Below are 16,797 nucleotides of genomic sequence, written 5' to 3' on the forward strand. Positions count from 1 at the left end.
TTGCGAGTATAGCGCGCCCTTATGACGCCAGCCGCTGACGGCGCAATGTGCGCAAGCTGTCGAACACGATGAGCGCGACCCCGATCCAGATCGGGACATAGGTCCACAGTCCGCGGGCGGTGAACGGCTCGCCGAGCAAAACGATGGAGACGGCGAACAGCAGCACGGGTTCCACGTAGCCGAGGATGCCGTACAGCCCGATGGGCAGCACGCGCGCCGCCGCGAACGTACTGGCCAGCGCACTTGCGCTGAGCAGCCCCAACGCCGGCAGCCAGAACCAGAATCGCGGCTCGCCGAGCACCGGTGCGTTCTGCGCCCACGCCGACCAGACCAGAAAAACGGCGACCGGCGCCATCGCCAGCATCTCCATGATGAAGGCGCTCAGTGCGTCGAGCTGCAATCGGCGGCGCAGCAGGAAGTAGGGCGGGTAGCCGAACATGATGAGCGCGGTGACCCACGACAGTGCACGCGTGACCCAGAGTTCATGCGCCACGCCCACGGCGGCGCAGACGACGGCGGCGGTTTGCAGGGCGCTCAGGCGCTCCTTGTAGACGGTGCGGCCGGCCAGCACCATGGTGAGCGGCAGGAGGAAGTAACCGAGCGAGACGTCGAGCATGCGTTGTTGCAGCGGCGCCCAGACGAAGAGCCAGAGCTGTATGCCGAGCATGGCCGCGCACAGCAGGACCGCACCGAGCAGCGCGGGGCGGTGCAGAACATGCGAGAGCGTGCGGCCGAGCACGTGCCAGCGGCGCAGGGCCGCCACGATGACGAGGGTGCCCGGCAAGGTGAGCAGAATGCGCCAGGCGAAGACATCGAGCCCGGAGAGGGGGGAGAGCTGCGCTACTAGCGCTGGCATGATGGAGAACATGACCGACGCCGATACGGAAAGCATCACGCCGCGACCGGAAAGCATGGGTGTACCTATGGTTGTTCGTTGTTGTCCGCTGTGGCTCGAGAATCGAGTCAGGCCGCGAGCATAGCAAACTTGCACCACCTTCGGGCGCGCGTCGGCGCGGGCGGGAACCGCCTGCTGCCGCAACGTGAGTCGCAACGATAGTCGCAACGATAGTCGCAACGTCACCGGCGAGCGCGTATCATCGCCAGTCATCGGGTGTTTTCCCTTTTGCCGCGCCGAGCGGCGCCTTTGCAGGAGATTCGTGCATGTCGTCTTCCCCCGCCGCTACCGTCACCGCGCTTGCCGACTATGCCGCTTTCGCGGCTTCGCTGGCCGACGCCGTCAGGCCGCTGTCGCTGGGCTGGTTCCGCCGGCGTCTGGCCGTCGACGACAAGGCCGACGAAAGCCCCGTGACGATTGCCGACCGCGAAGTCGAGACGGCGCTGCGCGAGAAAATCGCCGCGCGCTACCCGTCGCATGGGATTTGGGGCGAGGAGTTCGGCAAGCAAGGTTTGGATGCGCAATTCGTCTGGTCGGTCGATCCCATCGACGGCACGCGCAGTTTCATCACGGGACATCCGCTGTGGGGCACGCTGCTCGCCCTGTTGCGAGACGGCCAGCCGGTCGTCGGGCTGATCGACATTCCGGCCACGGGCGAGCGCTGGCTTGGCATTCACGATCCCGCCAATGGCGTGCGCGAAGCCCGCTTCGGTGGACAAGTGTGTGCGACCAGCCCGGTGACGTCGCTCGCGCAGGCGACGGTCTATGCGACGTCGCCCGATATTTTCGACGCGGTGGAATACGCCCGGTTCGAACGTCTGACGAAGGCGGTGAGCCGGCGTCGATTCGGTGGCGACTGCTACGCCTACGGGCTGCTGGCGAGCGGGCACATCGAACTGGTGATGGAAGCCGGTTTGCAGACGTACGACTATCTGGCCGTTGCGCCGGTGGTCGAGGCGGCCGGCGGCGTGATTACCGACTGGGAGGGCAAACCGCTGACGCTGACGTCGCAAGGGCAGGTGCTTGCCGCCGCCAACGCCGAACTGCACGCGGCAGCGCTGGCCTGCATCCGCGGCGCTTGACTCCCAAGGCGGCGCTTCGCCGCGTCACGCGGCCTGGCGGGGCAGGCCTCGCCAGATGCGCGGCAGCAGCACGCCGAGCACGATGCCGCGCGTCGCCAGAAACGCCATGAGCGCGACCCACAGCCCGTGATTGCCCCACGCATCGAGCGTGAGCGGCATCACGGCGCCGAACACCAGCAGGCCGATGAGCGACGACGTGAGCAATTCACGCGTGCGCGTCGCGCCGATGAACACACCGTCGAGCTGAAAACACCACACCGCCACGATGGGCGAGAGCACGGCCCACGGCAGGAACTCCCGGGCGGTCTCGCGCAGCACTGGCTGATCGGTCAGTGCGTCGATGATCGCGCCACCCGCAAGAGCATAGACCAGCGCAAATGCCAGGGCACAGCCCAGCGCCCAACCCAGCGACAAACGAATCGCATGCAGCAGCGCCTGCCGCTGACGTGCCCCGACGTATGCGCCGACGAGCGCTTCGGCTGCGTGCGCGAAGCCGTCGAGCCCGTAGGCCATGAACGTCTGAAAATTCAGCAGCAGCGCATTGGCGGCGAGCGTGGTGTCGCCGAGCCGCGCTCCCACGCGCGCGAACCACGCGAAGGCGAGTTGCAAAAACAGCGTGCGCAGGAAGATGTCGAGATTGAGCCGCAGCAAACGCCACAGCGCGCTGCGCTCGACCAGCGTTGCGAATCGCAGCGGCGGCAGGCCGGGGGTGCGGGCAAGCCACAGCAGCCAGGCACCGAGGCCAAAGCCGAGCGCGTCGGCCAGCGCCGTCGCCCTGGCGATCCCGGACACGCCCCAGCCGAAGCCGCTCACGAACGCGAGCACCGCGACGATGTTCACGACATTGATGAACACCTGAACCGCCAGCCCCTGCCGCACACGCTGGCACGCCAGCAAGTAGCCGAGCACCACGTAGTTTCCCAAAGCGAAAGGGGCGGCGAGTATGCGGATGCTGGCGTATTCGCGCCCAAGCGCCTGCACCTGGTCGCTGCCGCCGAGCCACGAGACGCCGAGCGACACCAGCGGCACGCGCAACACGAGCAGCACCGTGCCAATGGCGAACGCCAGCGCCAGTGCGCGCGCGAGCGTGTCGCGCAACCGTTCGGCATCGCGTGCGCCATAGGCCTGCGCGGCCAGCCCGGTCGTGCCCATGCGCAGAAAGGAAAAACCCCAGAAAATCAGATTGAGCAATAGCCCGCCGAGCGCCACGCCGCCCAAATAGGCAGGGCCCGGCAGATGACCGGCCACGGCGGTATCGACGGCCGAGAGCAGCGGCTGGGTGAGATTGGCGAGCACGATAGGCACGGCCAGACGGAGCAATTGCCGGTGACCGGCGACCGCGGGGGCAGGGTTCATGAGTCGGTGTTGCGGCGGCCGTTCATGGCGGCGCCGTCGGATTGCGCACGTGGCGGCAGGTTGTGAGTCCGCCGATTATAAGGTTTCAGGTTTCGTGACGTCGGCATCGTGGCGCAGTGGCCGCACCGCTCAATCACCGACGGTACAATGTGTCACTTGTCTGTCTTCACTGAAAGTCCACGCATGCTGTCCCCGTCGCTTTCAAGGGTCTCGTCGCTGGCGACCTTCCTTTTCGCGCATCGCCGCCATGCGCTCGCCGCCATCCTGTGTCTTGCCAGCCTGCCCGCGTTGGCCGACGTGACGCTGCAACGCGGCCCGCCGCCGCCGCGCTTCGAAGACCCGCACACGGCTCCGAAGGGGGAGTTCTGGGTGCCGGGCTACTGGCAGTGGAAAGACGGCCGTTACGATTGGGTCGACGGTCATTTTGAGGCGAAGCGCCCCGGCATGCGATACACGCCACCGCACTGGGAAGAGACCGGCGCGCACGAATGGACCCTGCGCGACGGCAAATGGGATGCGACGGGCTGGGGCCCGGGCACCGTTCACGAAATACGCGCACCGAAGTCTTCCCCGGCGACCCGATAACCTCATCCGGCGCCCCCTCTGCGTCCGGTCGTGCCACCCCCCGGCGGGGTTCGCGATTTTTTATCAGGACTCCAACGCAGTAGGGGAAATTGAGGGGTTGACGCGCACAGGGTCGAAACCGTACGCGAAACCAGTTGACACGTCCGGAACGTTGAACAACACTATGCCCACGCCGCGTTGCCATGAAACGCGGATAAGTCGCAGATGGCGTAATTTTAATTACTTGTGCGGCCAAATTGCGCGACGTTGGCATGTGTTTGCATAAGTCATTAGTGCGCCGTGTGCGCCCCTCCACTCAAACGCCCGGCGGCTTGTGCACGGGTGCAAAACCTAGGACCGGGATACGGTCTGCCGTCTTTCGATCCGCGTGGCCGATACCACGAAGATCAGTCGTTTCCTGAAGTCTCGTATGCCGGACGTCGGCCGCCCCCAAACGGTGAAGGTGGCCAGCCCATCGCCGAAGTGTGACATGTGGCAGGAGCCTGTATGCAGTGTTCAGTTCCGCTGTTCGATGCAGTGCCGTTGATCACGGTGTTCGTATGTGTCGTGCTGGGCCAGTTGCTCGGTCGCATCAGATTCGGCCCGATTCAACTGGGCGGCGTGTGCGGTGCGCTGCTTGTCGCGTTGCTCGTCGGGCAGACGGGATGCATGGTCGAAGGCTCGCTCAAGGATTTCGCGTTTGCGTTGTTCATCTTCGCGATGGGCTTTTCTGCCGGACCGCAGTTCGTTGAAAACCTGAACCTGCGCGGTCTGCGCTTCGGTGTGCTGTCCATCATCGAAGTGGTCTTCGTATTCGGCATCGTCATGCTGGCCGTGAACGTTCTCGGACTCGATCCGGGTACGGCAGGCGGTCTGGCGGCGGGCGCGGCGACCGAGTCCGCCATGGTCGGCACGGCCATCGAGGCGCTGAGTCGACTGGGGCTCGATCCGGCGGCGTTCAAGGCGTGGCAGGCGAACGTCGTGACGGCATACACGCTGACCTACGTCTTCGGTCTGATCACCATCGTCTTGTTCACCAATCTGCTCGCCCCGCGCCTTCTCGGTATCGATCTCAGGGCGGACAGCGCGCGTCTTGCGAAGGAAATGGAAGACGACAACGGCGAGGAGATCGGGGCGCCGGCCGCGCCGGATCTGGTCGGACGCAGCTATCGTGTTGCTCACCCCGGACTCACCGTTGCGGCGCTTGAGGCGGCGCTCGACGCCCGTGTGGCTGTCGAGCGCGTGCGGCGCGCGTCGACGGCGGTGGCAGTCGCCCAGACCCTCGCGCTCGAGCCGAACGACGAATTGCTGCTCGTGGGCCGGCGCGACGCCATGCTGGACGCTCACGCGCTCGTCGGCCCGGAAGTCGCGGGCACCGAAACGGGCGACATCGTGCTCGTCGAGCGCGATTACATTCTGACGAACAAGGAAGCCGAAGGCCGCACCGTCGCCGACCTGCGCCGCGAGGCGCCGGTCGAGCTGCGCCATGGCGTGTTCGTCAAATCGGTCAGGCGCATGGGCATGCAGTTGCCAACGCTGAACAAGATCGCACTGCAACGGGGCGATGTCCTGACCCTGCAAGGTCTGCAAGACGACGTCGAACGTGCAGGTGCCGTCATGGGCAAGCCGGTGCCGTACGGCAATAAGACGAGCCTCGTTTTCGTCGGTCTCGCGCTGATCGTGGGGCTGTGCATCGGCCATCTGTCCGTACACATCGGCGGCGCGCCGATGACACTGGGCTCGGGCGGCGGTGCGCTGGTCTCGGGGCTGGCCAGCGGCTGGCTGCTCTCGCGCCGCCCGGCCTGGGGCACCTTTCCGCCAGCGGCCTACGAATTGCTCAAGGACCTCGGACTCGCTGTCTTCGTCGTATGTGTCGGGCTCTCGGCTGGCCCGCAGGCGGCCGTGCTGCTGCGCGAACACGGCATGGCGCTGCCGGTCGTGGGGATTTGCGTCTCGCTCGTCCCGGCGCTGGTGTCGCTGTGGGTGGGTCACAAATTGCTGCGTATCGACGGCCCGATTCTCATTGGCGCCATCGCCGGTCAACAGGCGAGTACGCCTGCGATCAGCGCAGTGGTGCAAACGGCGAACAGCGCATTGCCGGTCGTGGGGTACACGGTGACGTACGCCCTGTCGAACGTGCTGCTGCCGCTGATGGGCCCCGCGGTCGTTTTCGTCGCCCATCAGTTTTCGCGTTGATTGGCTTTGAATCGTCGCGTACCGGCTCCCCCGCCGGTCGCTGCATTTTCTCTTAGACGGAGGTTCTGCCGTGGAACTGGTGCATACGATACTCAACCATGTCCCGGAGGTCGCGATTTTTCTGTCGCTTGCCATCGGGTATGCCATCGGGGCGATCAAGTTCGGCTCGTTCCAGCTGGGCGGTGTGGGCGGTTCGCTGTTGGTTGCCGTGGTGGTTTCGCAAATCGGAATCTCGGTCGATGCCGGCGTGAAGAGCATCATGTTCGCGCTGTTCATCTACGCTGTGGGCTACGAAAGCGGTCCGCAATTCTTCAGCTCGCTCTCACGCAAAACGCTGCGTGAAATCGGCATGGCGCTGTTTCTGGCGGCCTCGGGCCTCGTCACGGTGCTGATCTGCGCGAAGATCTTCGGCTTCGACAAGGGGCTGGCGGCGGGGGTGGCGGGTGGCGGTCTCACGCAGTCCGCCATCATCGGTACGGCAGGCGACGCGATTTCGCGTCTGGGCTTGCCGGCCGACGAGGTCAAGCGTCTGCAATCCGAAGTGGCGATCGGTTACGCCGTGACGTACATTTTCGGCAGTCTCGGCGCCATTATCGTGTGCGCCTCGCTGGTGCCCAAGCTCATGGGACGCACGCTCAAGGACGACGCGAAGAAGGCCGAACTCGAGATGGCGGGCGGTCGCGCCGTGCTCAGCGCCGATCAGGTCGATTCGCTGCCGGCGCTCGTGGGCCGCGTGTACCGGGTGACGACCGGGGCGGGCAAACGCGTGGTCGACGTCGAGAAGCAACTGACCGACGGTGTGACCATCGAACGCCTGCGTCGCAACGGCAAGATCATCATCGCCACCGACGATCTGGTGCTGGAGGCGGGTGACGACGTCATGCTCATCGGACGCCGCGAAGCCGCCACCGACGCGTGGCGCCTGCTCGGCGACGAGCAACGCCCCTCTGCCGATCTCGACATCGCCCTGCGCATGCAGGAGGTGGTCTTCGCCCGCAAGGGCGGCAATGGCAAGACGCTCGGCGAGCTGAAGGCGGGCGTGACGCGCGACGTCAAGCACGGCGTGTACATCGCCAGGATCACGCGCATGGGGCAGCCCGTGCCGGTGCTTGACGATACCGTGGTCTATCACGGCGACGTCGTGACGCTGTACGGCGCGGACAGCGACGTGCAACGCGCCGCCAAGGAGGCCGGTTACCCGGTCGCGTACTCGGTGAAGACCGATTACGTCTACATGGGCATCGGCATCGTGGTCGGTCTGCTCATCGGCTATGTCGTGGTCAAGGTCGGGGGGATTCCGCTCACGTTGGGCAGTGGCGGCGGCGCACTGCTCGCGGGCCTGGTCTTCGGCTGGCTGCGGGGCAAGCATCCGACCTTCGGCGCGATGCCGCTCGCCGCGAGTTCGCTGCTCAAGGAACTCGGACTTGCGACGTTCGTGACCTGCGTGGGATTGTCCGCCGGCGCACAGGCATGGCAGACGTTGCAGCAAAGCGGCATCTCGATCTTCGTCGCCGGGGTGATCGTCACCATCGTGCCGCTTTTGCTCACCTACTTGTTCGGACGTTACGTGCTGCGCTACGACAACGTGGCCATTCTGGCCGGCGCCCTGTCGGGCTCGCGCAGCGCCAACCCGGCATTCGGCGAGATTCTCGACAAGGCCGAGAGCAATGTGCCGACCGTGCCGTTCGCCATCACGTACGCGATCGCCAACGTGCTGCTCACGCTGCTGGGCCCGCTGGTGGTCTCGCTCACCTGAGGAGGTGAGGACACGATCCGTCTCGCAACGTTATTGAAGCATTCGCCCCGATCGCCCGTCGTTGCCCCCTTGCAGGACGGAATCGACATGGCTTGTCAGTGGTTGTTCATGGAGAACTCGCTATGAAATCGAAGGAACTCGACGCACTCGCCAAACTCAGCCCGTTCGAATTCAAGGACACGCTTATCGAACTCGCTCAGGACAATGGCGCCCAGCGCTCGATGCTTAACGCCGGTCGTGGCAACCCGAACTTCCTCGCGCTCGAACCGCGGCACGGGTTCTTCCAGTTAGGCCTGTTCGCGCTGTCCGAAGCCGAGCGCCAGTTCACATACATGCCGGAGGGCGTGGGTGGCATTCCGCCGGGCAAGGGCGTGGAAGCCCGCTGGCAGGATTACGCGCGCGAACATCATCAGGAGCAGGGCGTCAAGTTCCTGGAGAAGTCGATTTCGTACATTCGCGACCAGATGGGCCTGAACGTCGAAGACTTTCTCACGGAGATGGTGCACGGCATTCTCGGTTGCAACTATCCGGTGCCGGATCGCATGTTGCGCAACACGGAGAAGATCGCGGCGAAGTACCTGCGCCGGGAGATGGTCGGCCGTCAACCGTTCGTGGGCGACTTCGACCTGTTCGCCGTCGAAGGCGGCACGGCGGCCATGACGTATCTGTTCAACACGCTCAAGACGAACCATCTGCTCCAGGCGGGCGATTCGATTGCGTTGGGCATGCCGATCTTCACGCCGTACATCGAAATTCCGGAACTGGCCGATTACCAGCTTCACGAAGTGAACCTGAACGCCGATCCGGCGCTTGGCTGGCAGTACTCGAAGAAGGAACTCGACAAACTGCTCGACCCGAAGATCAAGGCGTTCTTCCTCGTGAACCCGAGCAATCCGCCGTCGGTCAAGCTCGATGACGCCTCGCTCGAACACCTTGGCGCGATCGTCAAGAAGCGCCCGGACCTCATCATTCTCACCGACGACGTCTACGGCACCTTCGCCGACGACTTCCGCTCGCTGTTCGCGATTGCGCCGTACAACACGATCCTCGTCTACTCGTACTCGAAATACTTCGGTGCGACGGGCTGGCGTCTGGGCGCCATCGCCACGCATGAGAAGAACGTGTTCGACGACAAGATCGCCAAACTGCCCAAGGCGCAGCGCGAAGGCCTCAATGCGCGCTATTCGTCGATCACGACGGAGCCGGAAAAGCTCAAGTTCATCGACCGTCTCGTGGCAGATAGCCGCGCCGTGGCGCTGAACCACACGGCCGGTCTGTCCACGCCGCAACAGGTGCAGATGGCGCTCTTCTCGCTGTTCTGCCTGATGGACGAACCGGACGCGTACAAGCACGCCGTCAAGCGCATCATCCGTCGCCGCAAGGCTGCGATGTACCGCTCGGCGGGCATTTCCGAAGAGGTCGGGCCGACCGCCGTCGATTACTACAACATTCTCGACCTCGAGGTGCTTGGCACGAAGATCTACGGCAAAGCCTTCGTCGACTGGTTCATGAAGACCGTCGATCCGTCGGAAGTGCTGTTCCGTCTGGCCAAGGAAAGCGGCGTGGTGCTGCTGCCGGGCCGTGGCTTCGGCACGCTGCACCCGTCGGGCCGCGTCTCGCTCGCCAACCTCAACGAACCGGATTACATCCAGATCGGCGCGACGGTGCGCAAGCTCATGGATGAGTACAACGAACGCTTCCTGGCGGGCGGCAGCAAGGGCGGCAAGAAGAAGTAACGCCCGCGCCACGTTGTTCGAGTAGGCGATGCCGCGTCATGTCCCTCCCCGCTGTCCCCGCTGTCCCCGCATCGCCCGCATTAGCCGGAGGATGCGAAGGGACGCCGGAGGGGGGGCGGCATCGGCAAGCCCCCCTAGGTCGCCCCTCCATGGCGATCGACCATTGCCCGGGAATCCGCTTCCCGGGCTTTTTTTGTCATGTGAAATCCCAAAATAAAATGCCCGCACGAGGCGGGCAAAAATCACTACAGGGGAAGTCACGCGGTATGAGTGGCAATCTCAGGAAAGAGTTCCCAATGCGCCGATGTGTTTCTTGACTGGCAGAGCGTCATCCGAACGACGTAAAATAGTCGCTTGTCGCTAAGCCCCCTCATGTCGAGCGCGGCCCACGACGCCAGCGGATGGCATCGGCGGGGGCGGGATTTTCGGGTGTCGAATGTCGGTAAAGCCGGTCGTGCGGAGTCGCCTCCTGCTGGCCGCGTGCCTGAGTGCCGGGATACCGGCGGGCGCGCACGCACAATCTTTGTTCACGGATCCTAATCCGCCCTGTTTCACTGAGCGCAACGCTGTGTCCTACGGCCTGTGGGAACGCGGGCTGGCACCTCAGTACTTCGAGCCGCCGCCTGCGCCACCTGCACCGCCGGTGACACCGGCCGGGCAGGACCCCGGTGGGTCGACCGATCCCATCGCCCTGTTTGCCGGCGCCGATCCGAGTGCGGTCGCGGCGGCCGTCGAGCGCGAAGCGGCGCAGCGAACGGCGGCTGCGGCTTCCGGCACAGAGGCCGGGGATGGCGTGCTTTCCCCGTCTTCCGGTCCTTCCGATACGTTGCATCTCCCGGCGAACGCCGACGGCGCGACGAGCGCCACATCTCCCGAAGCTGCGCCGTCCTCGCCCCCGGCACCTCCCTTGCCAGCGGCGGACTTTGCCGTCGCGCCCGAGTTGAGCGCGGACGGCACCGCGATTTCCGCTGTCGATATCGACGCGGCGTCCGCAGCCACGGCCGCCGATCAACCCGCGCCGGTCGCCCCCGACATCGCCCCGCCGAATGCTTTCCTCGCGCGTGCGTCGTGCCTGCGCGGCATGCCACACCGCGAGAGTCTGGCCGACCGTAACATCCGCATGCTCATGCGCCGGGGGCTGGCGGTGCGCGACGACGCATTGCCGTTCGTCGCCACTCGCAGCCGTACGCCCGGCGAAGGGGCTATCGGCTTGCAGGTGCTCAACGAGCGACCGTACCAGTTCAGTGTCGGCATGAACAACAGCGGCATGACGACGACGGGCAAGATGCAGGGCACGGCGAATTTGCTGATGAACAACCCGCTCGGCATGTACGGCAAATTCAATACGACCCTCAGTCAGGACTTGCAGAACGCGCGTCGCGATGCGACCAACCGCGACCTGACGGCCAACTATTCGGTGCCGCTCGACGCTGCATGGACGGTCGGCATCACCGGCAAGACCAACGCCGCGACGGACCAGATCGCCGCCGGCACGACACAGACGCAGACGCTGCAATGGCGAGTGCGTCGGGCCTTCGACGTGACCTCCAACGGCACGACGGGCGTGGAATTGCGCTACAACCGCAGCCGTACCGAAGACCCCAGCGCGGTTCACACCTACGACAGCTACGCCGAAGTGGGACTGAGCCATACCCACTATCTGGGGACGTCGAAACTCGACCTGTCGGTCATGCAGCGCCTGAACGCGCCATGGATGCCGGCGTCGAGCGGACCTCCGGGATGGTCCTACCGCTTCCAGTCGATCGACGCCAAACTCACCGTGCCGTTCTGACGGGCAAAAAAAACCCGCCGGGTCGGCGGGTGAGGAAGCAGGCCTCCCACGGGGAAGTGAAAGCCTGGTCTCGCGAGGTGTTTGCGAGACCCGTGTAGTATCGTGATCCAGACGCCTGTTGGCTATGGGCCAAGTCCTAAAGTGCGTGTAAGACGCTTTCCAATTCCGTTTCCTAACCTTTCTGACGTTACCTGGGGCGATAGATGACCGAACCGACCGAAACCACGCCGGCCAGTGCCGCCCAGATAGCCGCCATGAAGGCGTTGCGCGCTGCGCTTCTCGCCCAGCACAAGGTGCTGATCGACTATGACCGTCAGCAATACGAAGCGGTTTTCGGTGCGGTGCCGACCGGTCGTTTCGTCCAGTTGTTCACGGAAGATCCGTGGTTCCGCTGGCTCGATCCGCTCTCGCGGCTGATCGTCGCGCTCGACGAATGGCTGGAGCAGGAACCGCCGCAGGCCGATGCCGGCATCGCGCTCGCCGACGAGGCCGCAAAACTGTTCCGCCAGTCCGACGAGGAATTCGGCGAGCGTTATCTGCTGGCCTTGCAGAAAGCACCCGAGGCCGTACTCGGCCAGAGTCAGGTCGTGGCGGCACTGCGTGCGGTGCCGCAATCGCCGCCGCCTGCCGAGGCCTGACGGCACATCAGGGAACATCACGGAACATCATGGCTATCCCTGTGCATCACGGTGGCCGGCAATGTCCGGCGCGCCGGTTCCGTACGAAGTACGAAGGAGCCCGATGCGTCGGTAATCGAACGCGCGCGCCATTGAGCAGGGAGGGGGCTGACCGTCAAGCCGAATATTTGTTCCGGGGCTGATCGTTTTTTGAGCAAGGCTCTTGACAGCCACTGTTCACGGGGCATTCGGGAGGGCGGCATCAGGTTATCCAGTGGGTTATCCACAAAGGGTGTGGACAACTTCCGGCGAGCTTGGCCGGCGGCGGCAAAATTCTCACGTGCGATGGCGTTTCGTTGCCCAATGGAACCGTTGGTTCGTCTCGCCTGAAGGTGGCCCGATGCGATTCGACGCGGCTGGCTCTATGTCGATGCGGCGCGCGCTGCGACAATAGCGTCTTTTCCTTCTGCCGGGCGCGGGCTTGCACAGTCGTTTTCCGACACACCGCTGCCGCGTCCGATCGACATGACCACCACGCCCATCGTGTTACTGGTGCTGCTCTCAGCGCTGATGCACGCCACCTGGAACGCATTCCTCCACGCAAGTCCCGATCGTCTCTGGCAAGTGGGCATGATGGCGGTGCCGCAGTTGCTCGCTGCGGTAACTGGCATTGCGTTGCTGCCGCTGCCGCCTGCGCAGGTGTGGCCGCTCGTGCTGTTGTCGGCGTGCGCTCAGGTCGCGTACACGGCAGCGCTCATTCGTGCGTATCGTGTGGGCGAGTTCGGACAGATCTATCCCATCGCGCGCGGTATCTCGCCGCTGCTGATCTCGGGCGCGGCGCTGCTGATCGCGGGGGAGTCGCCGCGATGGTTGGCGGTGATCGGCATCGCGTGCATTTGTGCCGGCATTCTGTCGCTCGCCCTTCGCGGGCGGCATCTATCCGGCGATAGCGTGCCGGCCGCCTTGCTGACCGGCGTGTTCATCGCGGCTTATACGATCGTCGACGGCTTCGGTGTGCGCATGTCGAACGGCAACGGCTTTGCGTACCTCGCCTGGGCGTATCTGTTCGCGAGCGTGCCGCTCGTCGGTGCGGTATGGCGGTGGCGGGGCGGATGGCGGGGCATGTTCTGTGCGCCACCTCGCCGGGTGGTAGAGGCGTTGGGCGCGGGTGTGGTGGCGCAATGCGCTTACGGCATGGTGGTTCTGGCGCTGCAATACCTGCCGATGGGCGTGGTGTCGGCGTTGCGCGAATCGAGCGCCATTTTCGCGGTGTTGCTCGGCTGGTTGTTCCTGCGGGAAAAACTGAACGCCCGCCGGCTCGTGGCTTGCAGCCTCGTGGTCGGCGGAGCGGTCCTCATCAAGCTCGGTGCATGAGCGGCGTCGCGACGTGGCGACGTGGCGACCGACGGTGTTGCGCCGTCAGCCGCGCGGCCAGAGTTCGGCGCGATGCGCCGTGATCGCTGCGACGACGATTTCACGCATGCCGTGTCCGTCCGTGGTCTCGAGATGTTCGAGGATCGTCATACGCATGCGCGGCGCCCAGAAGCGGCGCAGATGACCTGCGATGTTCTCGAGCGCTTCGCTGCGGTCGGGCATCGTCTCGAAGAAATCCCCGATCTGATTGGCCATCTTGACCAGATTGTCGGTGTCCATGATCTGTCCTGTCCCCTGTTGTCTCTGTTGTCCCTGCTATCCCGGCTGTCCCTGCTATCCCGGCAGTTTCCGCAATCGTGCTGCATCGCCCGCTGCTGCACCGGCGCGCATGGCCAATCTCGCGTCCGCCGCACCGTCTGTTGGCGATCGACGGCGAGGCCCGCCGGCACTGTGCAGCACTCCCGGCGCCGGACGCGGATTGTTCCTTGTCATACGCGGTCCGATCGACTGACCGGGCCGCGCACATCGCTTTTTGCTACCCCTTGATACCCCTTGCCGTAGCCTAACTCGCGCTGGCTGGCGTCGCGTCGTGGGCGTGTCCGAGAAACGCCTCCTGCTGACGGTTGAAGTCGGAGTACTGACGCTGCCACTCCGAGGGCTGCGCCACCGGTGAGACCTGCACGGCGGTCACTTTGTACTCGGGGCAGTTTGTCGCCCAGTCCGAGTTGTCGGTGGTAATCACGTTCGCGCCCGATTCGGGGAAGTGGAACGTGGTGTACACCACACCCGGCTGCACGCGTTCGCTGATGATTGCCCGAAGCACGGTTTCGCCGGCGCGGCTCTGAATGCCGACCCAGTCGCCATCCTTGATGCCGCGCTCCTGCGCGTCGTGCGGATGGATTTCGAGGCGGTCTTCGCTGTGCCAGTGATTGTTCTGCGTACGACGCGTCTGCGCACCGACGTTGTACTGCGACAGAATTCGCCCGGTCGTGAGAATGAGCGGAAAGCGGCGTGTGACCTTTTCGTCCGTCGGCACGTATTGCGTGATGAGGAACTTGCCCTTGCCGCGCACGAATTCGTCGATGTGCATGACCGGGGTGCCTTCCGGCGCGTCTTCGTTACACGGCCATTGCACGCTGCCCATGCGGTCGAGCTTCTCGTAGCTCACGCCCGCGAAGGTCGGTGTGAGACGTGCGATCTCGTCCATGATTTCCGACGGGTGCGAGTAGTTCATTTCGTAACCCAGACGCTTCGCCAGTTGAATCGTCACTTCCCAGTCGGCGTAACCGGCGCGCGGCGGCATGACCTGACGCACACGCGAGATACGGCGCTCCGCGTTGGTGAAGGTGCCGTCCTTCTCCAGGAACGACGAGCCCGGCAGCAACACATGCGCGTACTTTGCGGTTTCGTTCAGGAAGATGTCCTGCACGACGATGCACTCCATCTGCTCCAGGGCGTGCGTGACGTGCTGCGTGTTCGGATCGGACTGAACAATGTCTTCTCCCTGGCAGTACAGCCCCATGAAGGTGCCGGCGAGTGCCGCGTCGAACATGTTCGGAATGCGCAGACCCGGTTCGGCTTGCAGCTCAACGCCCCATTCGGCTTCGAACAGCGCACGCGCGCTCGAATCGGAGACGTGGCGATAGCCCGGCAGTTCGTGCGGGAATGCGCCCATGTCGCACGAGCCCTGCACGTTGTTCTGCCCCCGCAGCGGGTTCACCCCGACGCCTTCGCGGCCGACGTTACCGGTCGCCATCGCGAGGTTGGCGATGCCGATCACCGTTGTCGAGCCCTGTGCATGTTCCGTCACGCCCAGACCGTAGTAGATCGCTGCGTTACCACCGGTGGCGTACAGACGCGCGGCACCGCGCACGAGGTGGGCCGGCACACCGGTGTGTGCTTCGGTCGCTTCCGGCGAGTTCTCCGCGCGCGCGATGAAGTCGCGCCATTGCGCGAAGGCGCGATCTTCACAGCGCTCGGCGATGAACTCGTCGGCCATCAGGCCTTCGGTGACGATCACGTGCGCCAGCGCGTTGATCATCGCGACGTTCGTGCCCGGGCGCAGTTGAAGGTGATAGTCGGCGTTGATGTGCGGGCTCTTCACCAGATCGATACGGCGCGGGTCGATCACGATCAGCTTTGCGCCCTGACGCAGACGCTTCTTCATGCGCGAGCCGAACACCGGGTGACCGTCGGTCGGGTTCGCTCCCATCACGAGAATGACGTCCGAATGCTCGACCGACTTGAACGTCTGCGTGCCGGCCGATTCACCGAGCGTCGCCTTCAGGCCGTAACCGGTCGGCGAGTGGCATACGCGCGCGCAGGTGTCCACGTTGTTGTTACCGAACGCGGCGCGCACCAGCTTCTGCACGAGGTAGTCCTCTTCGTTCGTGCAACGCGACGATACCAGCCCGCCGATGGAGTCACGGCCGTACTTGGCCTGAATGCGCCTGAATTCCGACGCGGCGTAGTCGAGCGCCTCGTCCCACGACACTTCCTGCCACGGGTCGGTGATCTTCTTGCGGATCTTCGGCGTGAGGATACGGTCCTTGTGCGTGGCGTAGCCCCAGGCGAAGCGGCCTTTCACGCAGGCGTGGCCTTCGTTGGCCTGACCGTCCTTGTGCGGCACCATGCGCACGACTTCGTTGCCCTTCATCTCTGCCTTGAACGAACAACCCACGCCGCAGTAGGCGCAGGTCGTGATCTTGGCGTGCTCGGCCTGACCCAGATGGATGACCGACTTTTCCTGCAGCGTCGCGGTCGGACACGCGGCAACGCAGGCGCCGCACGATACGCATTCCGAGTCCATGAACGCCTGATCCTGCCCCGCCGAGACACGCGCTTCGAAGCCGCGGCCCGAGATGGTCAGGGCGAACGTGCCCTGCGTTTCCTCGCAGGCGCGCACGCAACGGTTGCACACGATGCACTTCGAGGCGTCGTAGGTGAAGTAGGGGTTCGACTCGTCCTTCTCGCTGTCGAAGTGGTTTGCGCCGTCGAAGCCGTAGCGCACTTCGCGCAGGCCCGTCACGCCGGCCATGTCCTGCAATTCGCAGTCCCCGTTCGCGGCGCACGTCAGACAGTCCAGCGGGTGATCGGAGATGTACAGCTCCATTACGCCCTTGCGCAGTTCTTGCAGCTTCGGCGACTGCGTGCGGACTTTCATGCCGGGCTCGACCGGCGTGGTGCACGATGCCGGGAAGCCGCGACGGCCTTCGATCTCGACCAGACACAGACGGCACGAGCCAAACGGCTCCAGCGAATCGGTGGCGCACAGCTTCGGCACGTTCACGCCGCCTTCGGAGGCGGCGCGCATGATCGATGTGCCCGCGGGCACGGTGACCTGTTCGCCGTCGATCTCCAGCGTGACTTCCTGGGTGGATTCGCGGCGCGGTGTGCCGTAATCCTTCTCAAACATCGGGTCCATCATGA

12 protein-coding genes are annotated in these 16,797 nt (G+C 64.6%); 8 read left to right on the forward strand and 4 right to left on the reverse strand.

Translation table 11 applies throughout. The features are described 5' to 3' along the window. Positions 1-19: 19 nt before the first annotated feature. Positions 20-913, reverse strand: a complete 894-nt coding sequence (gene rarD, locus AB870_RS06895; protein ID WP_047907441.1) for an EamA family transporter RarD — start codon at positions 911-913, stop codon at positions 20-22. A 248-nt stretch (positions 914-1,161) separates the two neighbouring features. Between rarD and hisN the strand changes: the two genes are divergently transcribed. Beyond that, on the forward strand, positions 1,162-1,977 hold the full coding sequence (gene hisN, locus AB870_RS06900; protein WP_047907442.1) for a histidinol-phosphatase: 816 nt from the start codon (positions 1,162-1,164) through the stop codon (positions 1,975-1,977). A gap of 24 nt (positions 1,978-2,001) precedes the next feature. Here the strand turns inward: hisN and AB870_RS06905 are convergent, their stop codons facing one another. After that, the gene (locus AB870_RS06905) at positions 2,002-3,333 is read right to left on the reverse strand and encodes an MATE family efflux transporter (protein ID WP_047907443.1); all 1,332 of its coding nucleotides are present in this window, start codon (positions 3,331-3,333) and stop codon (positions 2,002-2,004) included. 183 nt (positions 3,334-3,516) lie between these two features. Here AB870_RS06905 and AB870_RS06910 point away from each other — a divergent pair, with 183 nt between their 5' ends. The 7 genes from AB870_RS06910 to AB870_RS06940 all read left to right on the forward strand — a co-directional run bounded on the left by AB870_RS06910 (position 3,517) and on the right by AB870_RS06940 (position 13,368). Then, positions 3,517-3,918, forward strand: a complete 402-nt coding sequence (locus AB870_RS06910; protein WP_053059605.1) for a YXWGXW repeat-containing protein — start codon at positions 3,517-3,519, stop codon at positions 3,916-3,918. 486 nt (positions 3,919-4,404) lie between these two features. After that, positions 4,405-6,093, forward strand: a complete 1,689-nt coding sequence (aspT, locus tag AB870_RS06915) for an aspartate-alanine antiporter (RefSeq protein WP_047907444.1) — start codon at positions 4,405-4,407, stop codon at positions 6,091-6,093. Between the two features lie 70 nt (positions 6,094-6,163). Continuing rightward, positions 6,164-7,849, forward strand: a complete 1,686-nt coding sequence (gene aspT, locus AB870_RS06920; RefSeq protein ID WP_047907445.1) for an aspartate-alanine antiporter — start codon at positions 6,164-6,166, stop codon at positions 7,847-7,849. 122 nt (positions 7,850-7,971) lie between these two features. Further along, on the forward strand, positions 7,972-9,585 hold the full coding sequence (locus AB870_RS06925; protein WP_047907446.1) for a bifunctional aspartate transaminase/aspartate 4-decarboxylase: 1,614 nt from the start codon (positions 7,972-7,974) through the stop codon (positions 9,583-9,585). A gap of 568 nt (positions 9,586-10,153) precedes the next feature. Further along, on the forward strand, positions 10,154-11,377 hold the full coding sequence (locus AB870_RS06930) for a ShlB/FhaC/HecB family hemolysin secretion/activation protein (protein ID WP_071386851.1): 1,224 nt from the start codon (positions 10,154-10,156) through the stop codon (positions 11,375-11,377). Between the two features lie 203 nt (positions 11,378-11,580). Next, positions 11,581-12,015: a hypothetical protein gene (locus tag AB870_RS06935; protein ID WP_047907448.1), complete on the forward strand. Its 435-nt coding sequence runs from the start codon at positions 11,581-11,583 to the stop codon at positions 12,013-12,015. Between the two features lie 504 nt (positions 12,016-12,519). Then, positions 12,520-13,368 (forward strand): EamA family transporter, encoded by an 849-nt coding sequence (locus AB870_RS06940; protein ID WP_047907449.1) that lies wholly within the window; start codon positions 12,520-12,522, stop codon positions 13,366-13,368. A 45-nt stretch (positions 13,369-13,413) separates the two neighbouring features. On the opposite strand, the gene AB870_RS06945 is transcribed toward AB870_RS06940, so the two are convergent. Continuing rightward, entirely contained in the window at positions 13,414-13,647 is a 234-nt protein-coding gene (locus tag AB870_RS06945) for a formate dehydrogenase subunit delta (RefSeq protein ID WP_047907450.1), read from the reverse strand. 283 nt (positions 13,648-13,930) lie between these two features. Next, the gene (gene fdhF, locus AB870_RS06950; protein WP_047907451.1) at positions 13,931-16,795 is read right to left on the reverse strand and encodes a formate dehydrogenase subunit alpha; all 2,865 of its coding nucleotides are present in this window, start codon (positions 16,793-16,795) and stop codon (positions 13,931-13,933) included. Positions 16,796-16,797 lie beyond the last annotated feature (2 nt).

The sequence above is a fragment of the Pandoraea faecigallinarum genome (assembly GCF_001029105.3).
GTDB lineage: Bacteria > Pseudomonadota > Gammaproteobacteria > Burkholderiales > Burkholderiaceae > Pandoraea > Pandoraea faecigallinarum.

What these genes read in the sequence shown, in the direction of transcription:
- rarD (WP_047907441.1), bottom strand. Translation starts at nt 913, where the DNA reads ATGCTTTCCGGTCGCGGCGTGATGCTTTCCGTATCGGCGTCGGTCATG.
- hisN (WP_047907442.1), top strand. Translation starts at nt 1,162, where the DNA reads ATGTCGTCTTCCCCCGCCGCTACCGTCACCGCGCTTGCCGACTATGCC.
- aspT (WP_047907444.1), top strand. Translation starts at nt 4,405, where the DNA reads ATGCAGTGTTCAGTTCCGCTGTTCGATGCAGTGCCGTTGATCACGGTG.
- AB870_RS06905 (WP_047907443.1), bottom strand. Translation starts at nt 3,333, where the DNA reads ATGAACCCTGCCCCCGCGGTCGCCGGTCACCGGCAATTGCTCCGTCTG.
- AB870_RS06910 (WP_053059605.1), top strand. Translation starts at nt 3,517, where the DNA reads ATGCTGTCCCCGTCGCTTTCAAGGGTCTCGTCGCTGGCGACCTTCCTT.
- AB870_RS06935 (WP_047907448.1), top strand. Translation starts at nt 11,581, where the DNA reads ATGACCGAACCGACCGAAACCACGCCGGCCAGTGCCGCCCAGATAGCC.
- fdhF (WP_047907451.1), bottom strand. Translation starts at nt 16,795, where the DNA reads ATGATGGACCCGATGTTTGAGAAGGATTACGGCACACCGCGCCGCGAA.
- AB870_RS06940 (WP_047907449.1), top strand. Translation starts at nt 12,520, where the DNA reads ATGACCACCACGCCCATCGTGTTACTGGTGCTGCTCTCAGCGCTGATG.
- AB870_RS06945 (WP_047907450.1), bottom strand. Translation starts at nt 13,647, where the DNA reads ATGGACACCGACAATCTGGTCAAGATGGCCAATCAGATCGGGGATTTC.
- AB870_RS06925 (WP_047907446.1), top strand. Translation starts at nt 7,972, where the DNA reads ATGAAATCGAAGGAACTCGACGCACTCGCCAAACTCAGCCCGTTCGAA.